We start from the raw sequence: 15,840 nt of genomic DNA on the forward strand, positions 1-15,840 counted from the left end.
CCCGCATGAGCGATCTACAGGTCTATATCGTCGTCGGGGTATTCTCGGCCGTCATCCTCGCGATCGCTTTCAATGTGATCGACATGGCCGTGGCGGCGCTGGTCGGCATGTGCGTGCTGATTGCACTGAACATACTCGACGAGCAGGATCTTCTCGCCGCGGCCCGAATCGCGGCGGGACCGATCAGCCTGCTGTTCGGCGGCATGGTGGTCGCCCGCATCCTGTCGACAACGGGTCTCTTCGAGGTAATCGGCGACTTCTACCTGCGGGCCACGGGCGGCAGTGGCAGACGCTTCCTGCTTCTGCTGATCGTGATTGTCGCGCCGTTGTGCGCATTCTTGCCGAATGCGACCACGGTCATCCTGATCGCGCCAATTATCATCCGGGTGGCGGTGGCCCTCGACGTGGACATCGTTCCGCCGATGATACTGACCGCGATCGTCAGCAATGCAGCCGGGCTGCTGACGCTGGTCGGCGATCCGGCAACGTTCCTCGTCGGCAGCTCGATCGGCATGACGTTCGGCGAATATCTGAGCCGCGTCAGTGCAGGCGGACTGCTGGCGCTGCTTGTGGTCGTGCCGTTGCTGCCTTTCCTGATGCGCGAGATCTGGAAAGTCCGCAGGAGCCTGCCGCCCGCCGCGCACGTTGCGCGCATCACACGACCCGTGTACGCCGCGGTTTCACTTGCGGTGCTGGCCGCCATGATGGTGCTGTTCGTGTTCGGCGAAAATCTGCCCACGCGCATCGTGCCGCCCGTGGTCGCGCTGATTGCCGCTGCGCTGGCGCTGCTGGTCGGCTACGCGGCGAGGATCGAGCCGACCGAGAACGTGCTGCGCGACGTCGACTGGAAGACTCTGCTGTTTCTCGCATGCATCTTCTGTCTGGTTCAGGCGATGGTGAAGACAGGTCTTCTTCAGGCCATGTCGCTCTCGCTCTATCAGGTGTTCGGCACGCAACTGTCGCTCGTCGCACTGGCGATGATCGCGGGGATCGGCGTGCTCTCTTCACTGCTTGCCAATGTGCCCGTAGCCGCCGCGTCGATCGTGATGGTGAAGGGTTACCTGGTGACGGCGCAGTTGGTGCCCGAGGTGGCGCTGTCGGACCAGTTCACGCAATGGCCCGCGGCGGCTATTCCGGTGTTCGTCGCCATGATGTTCGGCGCGACGCTCGGCGGAAATGCCACGCTCGTTGGTGCTGCGGCGAACATCGTGTCAGCGGGAATCTGCGCCCGCGAAGGCAAGCCGGTCACGTTTGTGCGGTTCCTTCGCTACGGGCTGCCGATGACGATCGCGCAGCTCGCGGTATCGGCCGTCTACGTGCTCGCGCTTGCCCGTTTCGTGCGGTAGAGCCAACCTGCGCCTGACCCGTGCAGGTGGTGCGCGAAGCGACGATGCCGCGCGCCTTGCGCTATGCCTCGTCGTCGGTCCTGCCCGTCAGCGCGTGCCGCGCGGCGTCACCCTGCTCGTGCGACGCCGCGTAGAACACCTGCGCCCGGCTGACCACGATTTTCAGCGCGGCGATCACCGGCACCGCGAGAAAAATCCCCGCGACGCCGCCAAGCTGATCGCCCGCGAGCAGCCCGACGATCACCAGAAACGGACTGACCTCGACGCCCTCGCTCATCAGATACGGATTGAGCACGTAGTCCTGAAACAGCCGATACAGCCCGATGAAAAGCAGCAGCCAGAAGGGATGCGGAAAGCCGCTGAACACCGCGACCACCAGCGTGATCGCGATCGCGGCAAGCGGTCCCGCGAACGGCACGAATTCGAGCAGCGCCGCGCTGACCGCGAGCAGAAACGCGTACGGCACGCCGAACAACGAGAACGCGATGCCGTAGCACAGCAGCGTAGCGAGCGACAGAAACAGCAGCGCGCGCACGTACCTCGACAGCAGCACGTTCACATCGTCGACGATCCCGACCCATAGCGTGCGATGCGGCCGGTTCAGCAGCGCGAGAAACGCCTTGCGCATCTTCTCGCCGTCCTTGATCAGCAGGAAGCTCAGGATCGGAACGAGCACCAGATAGATCACGTTGCCCGCCGCATGCACGACGCCGACCCCGAGGCTGCGCGCGAGCGGTACTGCCTTGTCCGAGCCGGTCTCGATCTGGCTGCGCACGAATTCGAGGATCCGCTCACGCAATGGTTCGAGAAAATGCGGCAGCGGCAGGCGGTTCTGCACGTCAGTGCGCAGCAGCGCGGGCAGTTGCTTGACGAGGCGCGACGCCTGATCCTGCAACTCCACGCCGAACAGCGAACCCACCACCGCGAGCAGCGCGACCACGACGACGAATACGATTGCGATCGACGCGACGCGCGGCACGCGGCGCGGCCTCACGCGTTCGACCAGCGCCACCATGGGGTAGATCAGATAGCTGAAGAACACCGCGAAGACGACGACGAGCACCGTCGTCGACGCGATGTAGATGATGAAAAGCAGCAGACCGATCAGAAACGCGGTCCAGACTTTCCGGGCCGCGCCGACGTCGAATCCCAGCATGAGGCGTCCTCGAATGGGCGATGCGAGTCCGGCGCGATGCGGCGCGCACCGGCCGCGTGCGAAACGTTATGCACGGGGTGCGTCAGCGCACGGCTTGCGTGCTGACGCGATGCGCCCCAATCCGGGTCGGTGAAGCTGCGGCGCGCGCTAGCTCTTTACGCGCTCCTGCAGTTCATCGGCCTCTTCGCCGATTCTGGCCTGCATACGCCCGGCAATTTTTTCGGCCGCTCCTTCGGCCTGCTTCGCACGATTGCCGGTCACCTTGCCGATCGCTTCCTTGACCGACCCCTTCAGTTCCTTCGCTGTACCTTCTGCACGATCCCTGTTCATGATGCCTTCCTGCGGGTTTCGACTGTGGAGTTGCCTGGTGGCGTTGCAACGAAACAGCCAATGTGCGGCATGACGCACCGCGTTATGGCGCGCATCGCATCACGTGAGGCGATCCGCGTCGGAGCAACCCTGGACCTTTAGCATGCATCGTACCCGGCGCGCGCGGGGCCGCGCAGGACCGCCTGACTTCGGCCTTCAGGAGGTCCTCTGGTACCGCATAGTAGATCCGATCAGCCGACCTCAGATATAGCCGCAATTGCAATACTTCGTAACTGCGCCCGGCTGACAGGTGGAGCGCGGGACGGGCAGGATGCCTAGCAGACCTAACGGCGAGCGGACTTTGGCCGGGCGCGCGCCTGGGCGCCGCGCGCGTTGAATTCGTTGTGCGAATTCAACGCGTGTCATTCCGCCCCGCGCCGTGCCCCCTGCGATAGCGAGGCATCAGGACCGTCAACCCAGATCGGGAAAATCCTCTTCCCAGTACTCGCCGGGCAGACGAGCGGGTTCGGCCGCGCGCTCCATTTCGCGGCGCCGCAACTCGACGCGGCGGATCTTGCCGGAGATCGTCTTCGGCAGCTCGCTGAATTGCAGGCGGCGAATCCGCTTGTACGGCGCGAGTTTTTCGCGTGAGAACGCGAACACCGCGCGCGCGAGCTCGGGACCGGCCTCGTAGCCGTGGCGCACGGTGACGAACGCCTTCGGCACCGACAGACGCAACGCGTCCACGCTCGGCACGACGGCCGCCTCGCCGATCGCCTCGTGTTCGATCAGCACGCTTTCGAGTTCGAACGGACTCAGGCGATAGTCGGACGACTTGAACACGTCGTCCAGGCGGCCGACGTACACGTAGTAGCCGTCGTCACGACGCAGCGCAACATCCGAGGTTCGATAGAAGCCATTGCGCATCGCCTGCGCGGTCGCCGTCGGATTGTTTGCGTAGCCGGTCATCAGGCCGAGCGGCCGTGCGGCGAGCGGCAGCGCGATTTCGCCTTCGCCGGCGGGGTGATCGTCGGCGTCGAGCAGTTCGACCTGGTAGCCCGGCAGCGGACGCCCCATCGAGCCGGGCACGACCGGCTGGCCCGGGGAATTGCCGATCTGGCAGGTCGTTTCGGTCTGGCCGTAACCATCGCGAATCGTAATGCCCCACGCGTGCTTCACGCGCTCGATGACCTCCGGGTTGAGCGGCTCGCCCGCGCCGACGATCTCGCGCAGCTTCACCGGATAATCGCCGAGCCGCTCCTGCACGAGCATGCGCCAGACTGTCGGCGGCGCGCACAGCGTGGTGACTTCGAAGCGCACGAGCGCGGCAAGCGCGTCCTTCGGTACGAAGCGCGCGAAATTGAACACGAACACGCAGGCCTGCGCGTTCCACGGCGCGAAAAAGCAGCTCCACGCGTGCTTGGCCCAGCCCGGCGAGCTGATGTTCCAATGGATGTCGCCGGGTTGCAGGCCGATCCAGTACATCGTCGACAGATGCCCGACCGGATAGCTCTGATGCGTATGCTCGACGAGCTTCGGCTTCGATGTGGTGCCGGACGTGAAGTACAGCAGCAGCGGATCGCTGGCGTGCGTGACGCCGTCCGGCGTGAAATGCGGCGAGGCCTCGTATGCGGCGGCGACATCGATCCAGCCGTCGCGCGGCGTGCCGACCGAGAAGCGCGTGAGCGGCACGTCGAGCGTATCGAATTTGCCCAGCTCCGCGCTGTCGACCACGGCGCACTTCGCGCCGCCGATCTGCACGCGCTCGCGCACGTCGTCGGCGGATAGCTGGGTGGTGGCGGGCAGGACGATCGCGCCGAGCTTCATCGCGGCGAGCATCACGTCCCATAGCTCGACGCGGTTCGGCAGCATCAGCAGCACGCGGTCGCCGCGCCCAACGCCCGCGCCGCGCAGAAAATTCGCCATGCGCGACGAGCGCTCCGACATCTGCGCGTATGACAGACGCAGGCCGGCGCTTTCGGGATCGTCGGCGATCCACAGCGCGGGGTTGTCGTTATCGCGCGCGATTGCGTCGAAGTAGTCGAGCGCCCAGTTGAACTCACCGAGCGCCGGCCATGCGAACTCGCGGTAGGCGCGCTCGTAGTCGGTGCGATGGCGCACCAGCAGATCGCGCGCTTCGAGAAAGGCTTTCGCTGCTGTCATCGTCGTCTCCTGTTTTGCCCGCTCTCGTTGTTGCGGCCGCGGCCTCGACGAAGCGCCGGCGGCGAGGCTATTGTGCGCTCAAACGGCACGCGCAGACCTGGCTGTTGATGACCGCGGCGCATCTCACGCGACGCGCCGAATCGGACTAAGCTGTAAGCGGCAACAGGCCAGCCTTGATCGAGGTATCGGCCCGCACCACCGGTTTGCACCGGCAGGCGCGGCGGCCGTCAGCGATGAACAAGATTACCCATCTCCCGCTCCGGCAATCCGGTCCGCGCACGCCGCTGATCCGCGGCGGCATCGTGGATCAACTGATGCGCGGCATCGCCGTGCTCGGCGCGCTATGCGCGATCGGTTTCGCGGCCCGCGAAGCGCTGGCGCCGGCGCAAGCGGCCAACGCGGCGAGCTTCGCCGCCGCGACCACGAACAGCGTCATCGTGATTCCGGTCAACGGCGCGATCGGGCCGGGCAGCGCCGATTTCATCGTGCGCGGTTTGCAGCGCGCCGCGACCCAGCGCGCGCAACTGGCTGTCCTGCAACTCGATACGCCCGGGGGCCTCGATACCTCGATGCGACAGATCATCAAGGCGATCCTCGCCTCGCCCGTGCCCGTGGCGACCTTCATCGCACCGAGCGGCGCGCGCGCCGCCAGCGCCGGCACCTACATCGTCTACGCGAGCCATATCGCGGCGATGGCGCCGGGTACCAACCTCGGCGCGGCGACACCGATCGAGATGGGCATCGGCGGCAACGAGCCGCCCGCGGGTGGCGGCACGCCGGGCACGCCGGGACTGCCGGACATGCACACGCTGCCCGGCAGCGCGTCCGCGCCCGCCGCTTCGTCACCCGGCGCGTCATCCGGCGCGTCACCCAATGCGTCGTCCCAGGCCGCCGCCGCCCTGCCGCTCGACAGCCAATCGACCGAGCTGCGCAAGCAGGTCCACGATGCCGCCGCCTACATCCGCGGCCTTGCGCAGATGCGCGGCCGCAACGCCGACTGGGCCGAGCGCGCGGTCCGCGAAGCGGTGAGCCTGTCCGATGAAGAAGCGCTCGCGCAGCACGTCATCGATATCGTCGCGCGCGACGAGCCCGACCTGCTGCGCCAGTTGAACGGCCGCACGATCGTCACGAGCACCGGCAACGTCACGCTGCACACCGCACATGCGCCGCTCGTCACGCTGGAGCCCGACTGGCGCAGCCGCTTTCTCGCCGTGATCACCGATCCGAGCGTCGCGCTGGTTCTGCTGATGCTCGGCATGTACGGCCTCTTTTTCGAATTCGCGAATCCGGGCTTCGTGCTGCCCGGCGTGGTCGGCGCGATCAGCCTGCTGCTCGGCCTGTTCGCGATGCAGATGCTGCCGATCAGCTACGTCGGCCTCGGGCTGATCTTTCTAGGTATCGCCTTTCTGATCGGCGAGGCGTTTCTGCCGACCTTCGGCTCGCTCGGCTTCGGCGGCATCGTCGCGTTCGTGGTCGGCGCAATGATGCTGATGGACACCGACGTGCCCGGCTACGGCATTCCCCTGCCGTTGATCGCGGCGGTCGTCGTGTTCAGCGCCGCGTTCGTGTTCGGCGTGGCGCAGCTCGCGCTGCGCGCGCGGCGGCGGCCGGTGGTGACGGGTTCCGAGGCTTTGATCGGCTGCGTCGGGGTGGTGCTGGACGGGGGCCTGCTGCCCGAACCCGAGCACGTTTCAGGCGGCACGCTGGCCGGCTGGGCGCGCGTGCACGGCGAGCGCTGGCGCGTGTCGAGCACGACGCCGGCCGCGCCGGGGCAAAGCGTGCGCGTCACGGCGCGCAACGGCCTCACGCTGACCGTGGTGCCCGTCACCTCGGCCGAAGCCATACAACAAGGAGAACGCACATGATCGGTTTCACATTCGGCTTCAGCAGCATCCTGCTCCTGCTCGTGGCCGCGCTGATTGCGTCGTCGGTGCGGATCTTTCGCGAGTACGAGCGCGGCGTCGTGTTCATGCTCGGCCGCTTCTGGAAGGTCAAGGGGCCCGGGCTCGTGCTGATCATTCCGATCGTGCAGCAGGCGGTGCGCATGGATCTGCGCACCATCGTGTTCGATGTGCCGACCCAGGACGTGATCACGCGCGACAACGTCTCGGTGAAAGTCAATGCGGTCGTGTATTTCCGCGTGGTCGATCCGGAGAAGGCGGTGATCCAGGTCGCGCGCTACTTCGAGGCAACCAGCCAGCTGTCGCAGACGACGCTGCGCGCGGTGCTCGGCAAGCACGACCTCGACCAGTTGCTGTCGGAGCGTGAGCAGCTGAATACGGACATCCAGAAGGTGCTCGATGCGCAAACCGACGCGTGGGGGATCAAGGTGTCGATCGTCGAGATCAAGCATGTCGATATCAACGAAACGATGATCCGCGCGATCGCGCGTCAGGCCGAAGCCGAACGCGAGCGGCGCGCGAAGGTGATTCACGCGGAAGGCGAATTGCAGGCGTCGAGGCAGTTGCTCGAAGCGGCGCAGACGCTCGCGCGGCAGCCGCAGGCGATGCAGTTGCGCTATCTGCAGACGCTGACGACGATCGCCGCCGACAAGAACTCGACGATCGTGTTTCCGCTGCCGATCGACCTGGTGAGCGCGGTAATGGAACGGTTCAACAAGCCTTCGGCACCCTAGATCCCGGCGCGCACCGGAAAACCGGAGCGTCCGGACGTTTTTCCGCTCGTGAGGAGGAACTCATCATGCAGATGTTTTTCCGCATCGGACTCGGCGCGCTGTTGGCCGCCGGGAGTATCAGTACCGTCTACGCGCAAGCGGTGACGCAGCCCGCCGACCCGTCGGCGCCAAAAACCCGCGCCCAGGTGCGCGCCGACCTCGTCGAATGGCTTGCTGCCGGGTACGACCCGAACGACTGGGTCAACTACCCCGAAAACGCGCAGCGCGCAGGCCGCATCGTCGCGCAACGGCGCGCCCAGCAAGGCAACGCCCCGACGACCGCGCAGTGACGGGCTCGCGGCTTCCTGACTCGCCGCGGCCTGAATACCGCCCGCCGCGGGCGGCAGGGGAACGGCTTGCGCCACGGCAAGGTATCGTTTCGTCCCGCCAGCCGCCGCGCCGTGTTTACAGTTCCGCCGTAACGCCGCCGCATGGCCCGCTTTGCCCGGACGCGCGGCGACTGCCCGAATCGCAAATAGTGACTTTCTGACCGACCACAGAGAAAAAGACCCGCCACATGGACTCGATCAAACGCTACTTCGGCTTCGACGCCATCGGCACCAACCTGCGCACCGAAGTGCTGGCCGGCGTGACCACCTTCCTGACGATGGCGTACATCATCTTCGTGAACCCGGCGATTCTCGGCGACGCCGGCATGCCGAAGAACGCGGTGTTCGTCGCGACCTGCATCGTGGCCGCGCTCGCGTCGCTGATCATGGGTCTGTATGCGAATTACCCGATCGCGCTCGCGCCCGGCATGGGCCTGAACGCGTACTTCGCGTACACGGTCGTCAAGGGCATGGGTTATACGTGGCAGGCCGCGCTCGGCGCGGTGTTCATCTCCGGCTGCCTGTTCCTGATCGTCACGCTGTTCCGCGTGCGCGAGGTCATCGTCAAGGGCATTCCGCATTCGATCCGGATCTCGATCACCGGCGGCATCGGCCTCTTCCTGGCGATCATTTCGTTGAAGTCGGCCGGCATCGTGGTCGGCAATCCGGCCACGCTCGTCACGCTCGGCAATCTGCATGACCCGCACGTCGTGCTCGCCGCGATCGGCTTCTTCGGCATCGTCACGCTCGATCATCTGCGCGTGCGCGGTTCGATCCTGATCGGAATCGTCGGCGTGACGATCCTGAGCTTTTTCTTCGGCGGCAACCAGTTTCACGGCATCCTGTCCATGCCGCCGTCGATCGCGCCGACGCTGTTTCAACTCGATATCCACAGCGCGTTGGCGAGCGGCGTGCTGAACGTGGTGCTGGTGTTCTTCCTCGTCGAGCTGTTCGATGCGACCGGCACGCTGATGGGCGTGGCGAACCGCGCGGGGCTGCTCGTCGAAGGCCAGATGCATCGGCTGAACCGCGCGCTGCTTGCCGACAGCACCGCGATCCTCGCCGGCTCGATGCTCGGCACGTCGTCGACGACGGCCTATATCGAAAGCGCTTCGGGGGTGCAGGCCGGTGGCCGCACCGGCGCGACCGCGATCACGGTCGCCGTGCTGTTTGTCGCGGCACTGTTTTTCGCGCCGCTCGCTGAAGTGGTGCCGCCGTATGCGACCGCGCCCGCGCTGCTGTACGTATCGTGCCTGATGCTGCGCGAAATGCTCGACCTGCCGTGGGACGATGCGACCGAAGTCGTGCCGGCCGCGCTGACCGCGCTGCTGATGCCGTTCACTTACTCGATCGCAAACGGCGTCGCGTTCGGCTTCATTTCGTACGCGGCGCTCAAGCTGCTGACGGGCCAGGCGCGCCAGGTGAAGCTGGTCGTGTGGATCATCGCGGCGATCTTCCTGTTCCGGTATTTCTATCTCGGCAGCGAGTGAGAACGGAAGTCGCCCGCTCGGTCAGTTACGCCAGTTCGCCTCATAAAAGCGCACGTACCCGCTTCTGAGCACGAGGCACTGCGCGCGCGTTTCCGACAAGAGCCGGCGGGTGGCCGCCTCGATGCGGGGCCGGTGCGCGTCGAACGCGACGATCATGTCCTCCTGCCGCGGCGACGCGGCACCGAAGTGATCTTCGAGCGCTTCCGCGGTGATCATGCACTCCACCCTCTGCCCATCGACCATTGCCGGAAACGCCAAAGTAAGTTCGCGACCTGAATATTCAGGGGCTTCGTTCGGAAATTGGATCTGCATGGGAGTCACCTGGAAGAGTGCGCGTGCGATGCGCTCGGGGTAATGCACGCGCGGGTTGCCTGCTGTCGTGCCGACCGCTCGTTCCTCCTTGTCCTATGCGATCGACGCGGGCCCTCACCTCGGCGCGGTAGCGTCGGTTCGCGCCGCGCGGAGGTGAATTGATTCACTTTAGACGAGTTCACGCCAGGTGCAAGATTTCCCGGTGTTTTTCCTGAACATGGGACAGAATGCCCATGTTGCGGCGCGGCATAAAGGGGCGTCCGATCCCATGTAAAGTGTCGCGCACCCAGCCATTGAACCGTACGATGTCCGCCCCCGACCGCCCGCCTGTGATTCGCGTCGAGCCGCTTGGCGCGAGCTTCGAAGCACCCGATTCGCTGACGATTCTCGAAGCCGCCGCTTTTGCGAACCTGCGTTTGCCGCGTTCGTGCCGCAACGGCACGTGCAGGGCATGCCTGTGCCGGATCAAGTCAGGGCAGGTGCGTTACTCGATCGAATGGCCCGGCGTGAGCCGCGAGGAAAAGGCTGAAGGCTATATCCTGCCGTGCGTGGCCATCGCGGAAACCGACCTGGTGATCGAAGTGCCGGATGCGGTCTTGCTACCGGCGCGCTGAGTAGCATGGAAGCGCGAGCGTGAGGTCGAGCGGCGCAAAGCGCGCCACCTTCAGCCGCCCTCTTTCATCTGCTTCAGGATCTTGTAGACGGTCGCACGGCCCATCGTCAGCACCGCGGCCACGTAGTTCGCCGAGCTGCGGCCGCGAAACGCGCCCTGCGCGTGCAGCGCCTCGACGATTTCACGCTTGTGCTCGCGCGTCAGCGCATTGATGCCGATCTGCCGGTCGCGCAACCACGTGTGCAGATACGTATTGATGCGGTCCTGCCAGTCGTCGCGGAACAGATCGTCGGCGGGTGCGTCAGTCATCGTGCCGCCCTTGATGAACAGATCGAGCGTCGAGCGCACGTCCTCGAACACCGCGATGTTGAAGTTCACGCACAGGATGCCCGCGGGCTTGCCGTCGTCGTCGAACAGGATGTTGCTCACACAGCGCATGCGGCGGCCGTCCCAGTTCAGTTTTTCGTAGGGACCGATGGTCTGGCCGCGCGCCGCGAAATGAGCGTCGTCGAGCACCGACGGAGCGCCCACTTCGAGCCGCGAAAGATTGTTCGCCAGATACGCGATGGTCTGATCACGCAGATCGTGAATCACCACTTCGGCACACGGATAGAGCAGCGCGGCGATGCCGTCGGCGATCGGCGCGTAACGCTTCAGCAGCAGGTCTTTGACAGAAGACACGTTCGGGTTGCGCATGGGAAAGACGCGAGGTTCGAAGGAGGCGAGGCGCGGTATCGGGCAACGACGGCGTGAGGTGCCCGCAGCAGCCCCCGTCGCGCGCGCACCGCCCGCATTCAGGACTCGCCATTGTAGCGGCCTGGCACCGGGCGTCGCGAATCAACACTGCGCAGCAATTTTGTCCGCCTCGCGAGCGCATTTTTTTCGTGCGATAAACGCTGATTCAACCGAAAACCACTGAACGGAGCAAACCGATGGCCACACTCGAAGCGTTTCGCGACGTGCTCGACGACAAGCGCACGCCGGAGATCATCCGCAACCACATCATCGATTCGCTGCAATACGCACTGCGCAACTTCGGTCAGGTCTTCACGGCGAAGGAACTCGAATGGCTGGCCCGCTGGGACGATGCACGCCTGCCGCTGGCGGCCACGCGTGAATTGCACAAGCGCCTCGCCGAGACGTCGCGCTGACGCGTTCAGACCCCGCACCCTGCGTTCGCCGCTCGCGCGCCCCACGCCCGCCACAGAGCTGACACGCCCTCGCCAGTCGCTCGCGAAGCCCCGCCAGACGGTCGTTCCGGCCGTGCGCCGAAGTTTGCACTATCCAATCAGCCCCGTTTCAGGCATCATATTGAAATAGTTGCACCTCGCACCCATATAGCACTGGCAGCACCAGGCAGTCTCAAACCGGCATCTCCGCACCACCCCCGACTGTTCGACCGCCGCTCGCCGGCGATCCCGTCATTCCGGCAATGCACCGCCTGCATTCGCCGTCGCGAGAAGTACACCGAGCGGTTCAGCATCATGCGTACGGCGCGTCAATGAGCGTCGCTTCAGCGTTTTTCCGGTCGAATCCGCGCTTTCGCGCGACCGCTCGAGCCATTGTCATTGAGGCCGCCGGGTCTAGCAGGCCTGTGCAAACCATTTTTATCGCGGCGCGCCCATCGGTGCTGCGCCGCCGGTTCGCGTCGCGACGCGTCAGAAAGAGGCGCTGCCGCAAGAGCGCCCACGAGCGCGGCTCGCGAACCAGGCAATACAGGACACGTTCATGAATCCAGCAGTCAAGACCTATAAAGGTTACGAAATCCACCCGCTCGTTTATCCGCGCCGCCCCGCGGGCGCGCAGGCAGGCCGCGACCCGGCCGCCGGTTACGACGCATCGGTGCGCATCTGCCGCGTCGGCGCCAATCCGGCGGCCGACGGCCGGGTGTTCCGCCTGCAGTATCTGTTTCCGTTCGACGGCATGGGCAAGGCGCGCATCGCATGCATGGCGCATGCGCAACGCTTGATCGACGGCCAGGTGAGTGGCCAGTCGGTCGCCGACCTTTGAGCGGCGTCATCGGCGCGTCACTCACGTCGCGCAGCGTGCCTTCGGGCACCGCTGCTTTTCCAATCAATCCCAGCCGCGCCGCTTGCAATGCCCGCGGCCGGCTTTCCCTTTATCCCATCGACCAGGAGTAATGCATGGCGAAAGAAGAACTGATTGAACTTGACGGTATCGTCGACGAAGTCCTTCCGGACAGCCGCTACCGCGTGACCCTCGACAACGGCGTCGTGGTCGGCGCCTATGCGTCCGGACGCATGCGCAAGAACCATATCCGTATTCTCGCGGGCGATCGCGTGACGCTCGAAATGTCGGTCTACGACCTGACCAAGGGGCGGATCAATTTCCGTCACAAGGACGAACGCCCGAGCGGCGGCGGTGCGCCGCGGCCTGCTTCGCAGGGAGCGCGGCGGCGGTAAGATGCGCCGCTTCGGTGCAACGGGCGTGCGCGGTCCCGCATGCCCCGCGCCGGTGCAGCACGACCTGTGTGGTCGCGCCGCCTCGCTCCCGGGCGCTTCGCTAGCCAGCGCCCGAAAAATTCCCCAACGGCCCGCCCCATTCGCGGGCGCCAACCCACGCGCATCTCGGCAACTCCCGCAGCATAACGACTGGCATAGCTATTGCTTTACCAGTGGTCGGTTGTCCCTTCCAACGACTCCATGCTGCGTGTTCTCCTTGTCACCGACACCGACAAACCGATCGGCGATCTGCGCGATGCGCTCGCCTGCCTGGGCTGCGAAATGCTCGCCGGCACCGCGACACCGCAGGCGCTGCATCGCGCGGTGCAGGACGAGCGGCCCGACGTCATCATCATCGATACGGAGTCGCCGTCGCGCGATACGCTCGAACAGCTCGCCGTGATGCACGCAACCGCGCCGCGCCCCGTGCTGATGTTTAGCCACGACGCGAATCAGCAACTGATCCGCGAAGCGGTGAACGCGGGCGTCACCGCGTACCTGGTCGAAGGTCTCGCGACCGAACGGCTTGCGCCGATCCTCGAAGTCGCGCTCGCGCGTTTCGCGCAGGAGTCGCAATTGCGCGAGCGGCTCGCGCAGGCCGAGAACGAATTGGCCGAGCGCAAGCTGATCGATCGCGCGAAACGCCTGCTGATGGATCGGCAGAAACTCTCCGAACCGGCCGCCTACGCAAGTCTGCGCACACGCGCGATGAACCAGGGCGTCAAACTCGCCGAGGTCGCGCGCGAGGTCGTCGCGTCGACCGGCTCGCTCAAATGATGCGCTCATGAATCCAGCCACTTCCGTCACCGCGGCGGCCTTTGCGCAGCCGCCCGAAAAGACCCATTTGCGGCTCGGCTTCGTCGCGTTGTCCGACGCGGCGCCGCTCATCGCCGCGAAGCTGCTCGAGTTCGGCCATGCGCACGGGCTCACGCTCGAACTGTGCCGCCAGCCGTCGTGGGCGGCCGTGCGCGACAAGCTGCTGTCGGGTGATCTCGACGCCGCGCACACGCTCTACGGCCTCGTGTATGGCGTGCAGCTCGGCCTCGGCGGCCCGCGCACCGACATGGCCGTGTTGATGGTGCTGAACCGCAACGGTCAGGCGATCACCCTATCGAACCGTCTCGCCGATTTGCGCGAGAAACATGGCACGTTGAGCGACGCGCTCGCGGCGCTCGGCCGCAAGCCGGTGTTCGCGCAGACCTTCCCGACGGGCACCCATGCCATGTGGCTGTACTACTGGCTCGCGGCGCAAGGCGTCGATCCGTTGCGCGACATCGACAGCGTGGCGATTCCGCCGCCGCAGATGGTCGCCGCGCTCGCCGGCGAGCGGCTCGATGGTCTCTGCGTCGGCGAGCCGTGGAATGCCATGGCCGAAGCCCACGGCGTCGGCAGAACGATCGCTTATACGAGCGAGGTATGGCCCGAGCATCCCGAGAAAGTGCTCGCCTGCCGGCGCGATTTCGTCGACGCGCATCCGCGCACGACGCGCGCGCTCGTGCAGACCGTGCTCGAAGCCTGCCGCTGGCTCGACGGCGCCGGGCATCGCGACGAGATCGCGCGTTGGCTCGCGCGGCCCGAATACATCGGTATTGACGAGACGCTGATCGCGGCGCGCTTGGCCGATCACATCGACCCCGCGAACGCGCGCCGCCTGCCGATGCGTTTCTTCGACGACGGCGCGGTCAACTATCCGCATCCATTCGAAGGCGCATGGTTCCTCACGCAGTTCGAGCGCTGGGGGATGATCGACGCACGCAACGACTACGATGCGATCGCCGAGGGCATCAACCAGACGCAGCTATATCGCGAGGCCGCCGCGCGCGTGAACGTGGCGGTGCCTGGCGAGAACGTGACACGGGTATTGATCGATGGCGAGGTGTGGTCAAACGGCTCGCCATCCGCCGCCTATGCGCGGCGCTTTGCGATCCGCCGCTGAAGCGGACCGCACGCGAAGGCTCGAAACAACGCTCAGAAGTTGTACTTGTCGATATTGCTCGCATCGAACGTGGTCGGCGGCCCGAGAATGATTTCGCCTTGCGCGCCGATCGTGCGCTTGCCGAGCTTGCCGGCGTCGAACGTTTCGCCTTCCTTGCCCGAGATATGGCCCGACGCAAGCGCCGCCGCCGCGTACGCGGCCAGATAGCCGAGCTGGTTCGGATCCCACAACTGGAACGCCTGCACGGTGCCGTTCTTCACGAACGCGCGCATCTGGTTCGGCGTGCCGAGACCCGTCACCACCACCTTGCCCTTGCTCGACGATGACGAGATATAGCGCGCCGCCGCCGCGATACCGACCGTCGTCGGCGCAACGATGGCCTTCAGATTCGGATACGCCTGCAGCAAACCCTGCGTTTCGACGAAGGACTTCTGATCGTCATCGTTGCCGTACGCAATCTTGACCAGCTTGATCTTCGCGTACTCCGGCTTCTTCAGCTCCTCCTGCATCCACTTGATCCAGGTGTTCTGGTTCGTCGCGTTCGGCGTCGCCGACAGGATCGCGAACTCGCCCTCCCCGCCCATCAGCTTCGAAACCAGTTGCACCTGGCCCCGGCCGATACCCTCCGCGTTCGCCTGATTGACGAATAGCTGCCGCCCTTCGGGCGCAGTATCGGAGTCGAAGGTGACGACCTTGATGCCCTGGCCCATCGCTTTCTTCAGATACGGCACGAGCGCGTTCGCATCGTTCGCGGCAATCACGATCGCGTCCTGGTGCTGCGTGATCAGCGTGTTGATGTATGACACCTGCGAGGACGCACCTGCATCCGACGGTCCCACCGCCTTGCCCACACCGCCGAACTCCTTGATCGCGGCGAGGCCGCCGTCGTCGGCGATCACTTCGTACGGGTTGTTGATCTGCTTCGGCACGAACGCGATTTTCAGCCCGCTCTTCAGGTCCGCCGCGAACGCGCCGCCGCAGCTGATCGCGAGCAACGCGGCGCATAGCGCGGCCATGCCGGTGTGACGTAGAGGTTTGAACATGGAATGT

Annotated in this window: 17 protein-coding genes; 11 read left to right on the forward strand and 6 right to left on the reverse strand. The window is 65.4% G+C overall.

Annotated elements, in window-relative coordinates; genetic code table 11:
* Positions 1-5 precede the first annotated feature (5 nt).
* The gene (locus tag LJ655_RS01325) at positions 6-1,346 is read left to right on the forward strand and encodes an ArsB/NhaD family transporter (RefSeq protein ID WP_230559456.1); all 1,341 of its coding nucleotides are present in this window, start codon (positions 6-8) and stop codon (positions 1,344-1,346) included.
* Between the two features lie 61 nt (positions 1,347-1,407).
* On the opposite strand, the gene LJ655_RS01330 is transcribed toward LJ655_RS01325, so the two are convergent.
* From LJ655_RS01330 to LJ655_RS01340, 3 genes are all read right to left on the reverse strand, one after another.
* Positions 1,408-2,502: an AI-2E family transporter gene (locus tag LJ655_RS01330; RefSeq protein WP_230559457.1), complete on the reverse strand. Its 1,095-nt coding sequence runs from the start codon at positions 2,500-2,502 to the stop codon at positions 1,408-1,410.
* 147 nt (positions 2,503-2,649) lie between these two features.
* A complete protein-coding gene (locus LJ655_RS01335; protein WP_230559458.1) occupies positions 2,650-2,832 on the reverse strand; it encodes a CsbD family protein in 183 nt (60 codons plus the stop codon).
* Between the two features lie 450 nt (positions 2,833-3,282).
* On the reverse strand, positions 3,283-4,974 hold the full coding sequence (locus LJ655_RS01340; protein WP_230559459.1) for an AMP-binding protein: 1,692 nt from the start codon (positions 4,972-4,974) through the stop codon (positions 3,283-3,285).
* Positions 4,975-5,207: 233 nt separating this feature from the next.
* On the opposite strand from LJ655_RS01340, the gene LJ655_RS01345 reads away from it, so the two are divergent.
* The 4 genes from LJ655_RS01345 to LJ655_RS01360 all read left to right on the forward strand — a co-directional run bounded on the left by LJ655_RS01345 (position 5,208) and on the right by LJ655_RS01360 (position 9,467).
* Positions 5,208-6,839, forward strand: a complete 1,632-nt coding sequence (locus LJ655_RS01345) for an NfeD family protein (RefSeq protein WP_230559460.1) — start codon at positions 5,208-5,210, stop codon at positions 6,837-6,839.
* A complete protein-coding gene (locus tag LJ655_RS01350; protein ID WP_230559461.1) occupies positions 6,836-7,609 on the forward strand; it encodes a slipin family protein in 774 nt (257 codons plus the stop codon). The genes LJ655_RS01345 and LJ655_RS01350 overlap by 4 nt, the downstream gene beginning before the upstream one ends.
* A gap of 65 nt (positions 7,610-7,674) precedes the next feature.
* Entirely contained in the window at positions 7,675-7,938 is a 264-nt protein-coding gene (locus LJ655_RS01355) for a DUF4148 domain-containing protein (protein ID WP_230559462.1), read from the forward strand.
* A 227-nt stretch (positions 7,939-8,165) separates the two neighbouring features.
* A complete protein-coding gene (locus LJ655_RS01360) occupies positions 8,166-9,467 on the forward strand; it encodes an NCS2 family permease (RefSeq protein WP_230559463.1) in 1,302 nt (433 codons plus the stop codon).
* 21 nt (positions 9,468-9,488) lie between these two features.
* On the opposite strand, the gene LJ655_RS01365 is transcribed toward LJ655_RS01360, so the two are convergent.
* Complete coding sequence (locus LJ655_RS01365) at positions 9,489-9,779, reverse strand: DUF1488 family protein (RefSeq protein ID WP_230559464.1); 291 nt, start codon at positions 9,777-9,779, stop codon at positions 9,489-9,491.
* A 305-nt stretch (positions 9,780-10,084) separates the two neighbouring features.
* Between LJ655_RS01365 and LJ655_RS01370 the strand changes: the two genes are divergently transcribed.
* On the forward strand, positions 10,085-10,393 hold the full coding sequence (locus LJ655_RS01370) for a 2Fe-2S iron-sulfur cluster-binding protein (RefSeq protein ID WP_230559465.1): 309 nt from the start codon (positions 10,085-10,087) through the stop codon (positions 10,391-10,393).
* A gap of 50 nt (positions 10,394-10,443) precedes the next feature.
* Here LJ655_RS01370 and LJ655_RS01375 read toward each other — a convergent pair whose 3' ends face one another.
* Positions 10,444-11,088: a helix-turn-helix transcriptional regulator gene (locus LJ655_RS01375; protein WP_230559466.1), complete on the reverse strand. Its 645-nt coding sequence runs from the start codon at positions 11,086-11,088 to the stop codon at positions 10,444-10,446.
* A gap of 236 nt (positions 11,089-11,324) precedes the next feature.
* Between LJ655_RS01375 and LJ655_RS01380 the strand changes: the two genes are divergently transcribed.
* The 5 genes from LJ655_RS01380 (at position 11,325) to LJ655_RS01400 (ending at position 14,790) form a co-directional block, all read left to right on the forward strand.
* Positions 11,325-11,543, forward strand: a complete 219-nt coding sequence (locus tag LJ655_RS01380; protein ID WP_230559467.1) for a hypothetical protein — start codon at positions 11,325-11,327, stop codon at positions 11,541-11,543.
* Positions 11,544-12,120: 577 nt separating this feature from the next.
* Positions 12,121-12,402: a hypothetical protein gene (locus tag LJ655_RS01385; protein ID WP_230559468.1), complete on the forward strand. Its 282-nt coding sequence runs from the start codon at positions 12,121-12,123 to the stop codon at positions 12,400-12,402.
* Between the two features lie 134 nt (positions 12,403-12,536).
* Complete coding sequence (infA, locus tag LJ655_RS01390) at positions 12,537-12,815, forward strand: translation initiation factor IF-1 (protein WP_008924062.1); 279 nt, start codon at positions 12,537-12,539, stop codon at positions 12,813-12,815.
* A 240-nt stretch (positions 12,816-13,055) separates the two neighbouring features.
* Entirely contained in the window at positions 13,056-13,631 is a 576-nt protein-coding gene (locus LJ655_RS01395; protein ID WP_230559469.1) for an ANTAR domain-containing response regulator, read from the forward strand.
* 7 nt (positions 13,632-13,638) lie between these two features.
* Positions 13,639-14,790, forward strand: coding sequence for a CmpA/NrtA family ABC transporter substrate-binding protein (locus LJ655_RS01400; RefSeq protein WP_230559470.1), 1,152 nt, complete (start codon positions 13,639-13,641; stop codon positions 14,788-14,790).
* A 32-nt stretch (positions 14,791-14,822) separates the two neighbouring features.
* Here the strand turns inward: LJ655_RS01400 and rhaS are convergent, their stop codons facing one another.
* Positions 14,823-15,833, reverse strand: coding sequence for a rhamnose ABC transporter substrate-binding protein (rhaS, locus tag LJ655_RS01405; RefSeq protein ID WP_230559471.1), 1,011 nt, complete (start codon positions 15,831-15,833; stop codon positions 14,823-14,825).
* Positions 15,834-15,840: the final 7 nt, after the last annotated feature.

It is taken from the genome of Paraburkholderia translucens, from assembly GCF_020881035.1.
GTDB lineage: Bacteria > Pseudomonadota > Gammaproteobacteria > Burkholderiales > Burkholderiaceae > Paraburkholderia > Paraburkholderia translucens.